Genomic DNA, 2,285 nt, shown 5'->3' with positions numbered 1-2,285 from the left:
GTGACCACGCTCAATGTTTTGTACTTTTATTAGGCTTTTCTAATAGGGGTTTTACGAAGAGCCTAATTAGTTGGATCATTGATGTAAGTTATTGTATTAAAAGGATGGATGCGCTCGATGGTGTCGTCGGTTTATCGCGTATAGGTCATGTTCTGATGTATTTATTATTTCATTAAGATATTTTTAGTCGCATATGTCGCATATGTCGCATAACTAGACTACGCTTCAATGAAGCTAAAAGCAGCAGAGTTGAATTGACGAATGAGAACACTCACAACCGGCGATATTGCAAAGTATTGTGATGTTAACCAGCGTACGGTTATTCGGTGGCTGGACAAGGGGGTATTGAAAGGCTTCAAACTCCCGGGGCGCGGCAACAACCGCGTTAAGCTGGATGACTTTGTCAGCTTTCTAAAAAAGAATGGTATGCCCATTCCTGACGAGCTCGCTAAGGAAGGTCAGCCTAAGGTGCTTGTTGTAGACGATGAATTAGCGATCGCCAATGCGATTCGTCGTACGCTGAAACCCTTGGATGTGAGCATTGATATAGCGAACGGCGGGTTTGAGGCGGGCAGTCAGTTAATGTTGCTTAAGCCGGATCTTATGACCCTCGACCTGAGTATGCCAGGCATGAACGGGTTTGATGTAATCAAGTTTGTTCGCAGTACTGAAGAGATCGCGAATACTCAAATTCTTGTAATTTCTGCATTGAACGAAATAGAACTCGGTAAAGCGATAGAGATGGGTGCGAATGGTGCACTGTCTAAACCTTTCGACAACGATGTATTGCGTCGGACGGTATCTGATTTGCTATCGATTGCAGTCCAAAAATCATAAGGATAGGTGTAAACGGTTATGAAAACTGTCGTAAAGAAAATTCTAGGTGCAGCGTTGGTTTCTGGTGTGGTCGCTATGGCTGCAGTGCCTGTGCAAGCGGAAACTCTGACATTTGGGATTGTTCCACAGCAGTCAGCGAAAAAACTGGCCCGCTTGTGGACACCGATTTTCAAACATCTGAGTGAAAAAACAGGCACAACCATTCGATTTGCGACCGCCCAGAATATCCCAACATTCGAAAAAAGGATGCGTGCGGGTGAATATGATGTGGCTTATATGAACCCGTATCACTATACGGTGTTCAGTCAGAAACCAGGTTATGACGCAATTGCTCGCCAGAAAGATAAGCGCATTAAGGGAATTGTCGTTGTCCGTAAAGACAGTGCCCTGAAAACATTGGCCGAATTGGATCAGCAAAAGCTGGCCTTTCCATCGCCTGCTGCGTTTGCTGCCAGTGTATTGCCACGCGCCAAAATGGAGCAGGAGGGGATGACGATTGAACCTAAGTATGTGTCTTCCCATGACTCGGTCTATCTGAGTGTTTCTAAAGGTTTCTTTGTTGCCGGTGGTGGTGTTATGCGTACGTTTAACAATACGACGCCGGAAGTGCGTGAGCAATTGCGTGTACTTTGGAGCACGCCAACATATACCCCACATGCTATCGCGGTGCACCCGCGTGTTAAATCTGAAACCGTCGCTAAACTGAAGCAAGCCTTACTGGAGATGAATACGGATCCAGATGGCCAAAGGCTACTGAAAACAATCAATTTTAAAGGCTTGGAGTTGGCGGAAAACGGCGATTGGGATGATGTGAGAGGATTGAATATTCGCTTGTTGGATAGTTTGCTTGCGCAATAAAGGGATCATCTCTAGAGGAGTACTCGGTGTCACTGCGGCTTAAAACTATTTTGGGTATCGCCACTATTGAGGCGATCCTGTTGATCCTGCTGGTGTCTATGACGTTGGATTATCTGCGTAGTACGAACTACGACGGAATGGTTAAGCGTGCTTCCACTACAGCAACATTGTTCGCTACAACGAGTAAAGACGCGGTACTCTCCTATGACCTGGCATCACTCGATGCTTTTGTTACTGAGGTTATGCGTAATCCCGATCTGGTATACGCCCGTGTACTCGGTCCGGATGGTGAGCTGTTCGCGCAAGCGGGAGATCCTGACGTACTGGCCCGTCCATTTCATATGGACCTGGATGTACCGTCGGTAAACGATGGCATATTTGATACCCGTGCAGAGGTTGTTGAGGGCGGGGAGAATTACGGTCAGGTACAGATGGGGCTCGATATCAGCAGCCTGAATGCGAAGATTGAAGAGGCACAGAAATGGAGTGCCGCTTTGGCCGCTATAGAGATGGGGCTGGTGGCGTTGTTTTCATTTCTATTGGGAGCTTACCTGACCGGCCAGTTAGAGGTGTTGCGAGGTGCCGCGCGT

2 protein-coding genes and 1 pseudogene are annotated in these 2,285 nt (G+C 47.1%); all 3 read left to right on the top strand.

What is annotated here, in order from left to right; all coding sequences use genetic code 11:
- Positions 1-261: 261 nt before the first annotated feature.
- A complete protein-coding gene (locus tag ABYW01_RS19760) occupies positions 262-837 on the top strand; it encodes a response regulator (protein WP_372836107.1) in 576 nt (191 codons plus the stop codon).
- Between the two features lie 18 nt (positions 838-855).
- Positions 856-1,695, top strand: a complete 840-nt coding sequence (locus ABYW01_RS19755; RefSeq protein WP_372836105.1) for a phosphate/phosphite/phosphonate ABC transporter substrate-binding protein — start codon at positions 856-858, stop codon at positions 1,693-1,695.
- Positions 1,696-1,721: 26 nt separating this feature from the next.
- Positions 1,722-2,285 (top strand): annotated as a pseudogene (locus tag ABYW01_RS19750) (histidine kinase); the annotation flags it as partial.

Origin of the sequence: Pontibacterium sp. (assembly GCF_041587635.1) — a bacterium.
Classification (GTDB): domain Bacteria; phylum Pseudomonadota; class Gammaproteobacteria; order Pseudomonadales; family Balneatricaceae; genus Pontibacterium.
This window is presented reverse-complemented; position numbering and strand designations above follow the sequence as displayed.

Bases quoted from the DNA above. Each gene is read 5' to 3' on its own strand.
- ABYW01_RS19760 (WP_372836107.1), top strand. From the start codon at position 262: ATGAGAACACTCACAACCGGCGATATTGCAAAGTATTGTGATGTTAAC.
- ABYW01_RS19755 (WP_372836105.1), top strand. From the start codon at position 856: ATGAAAACTGTCGTAAAGAAAATTCTAGGTGCAGCGTTGGTTTCTGGT.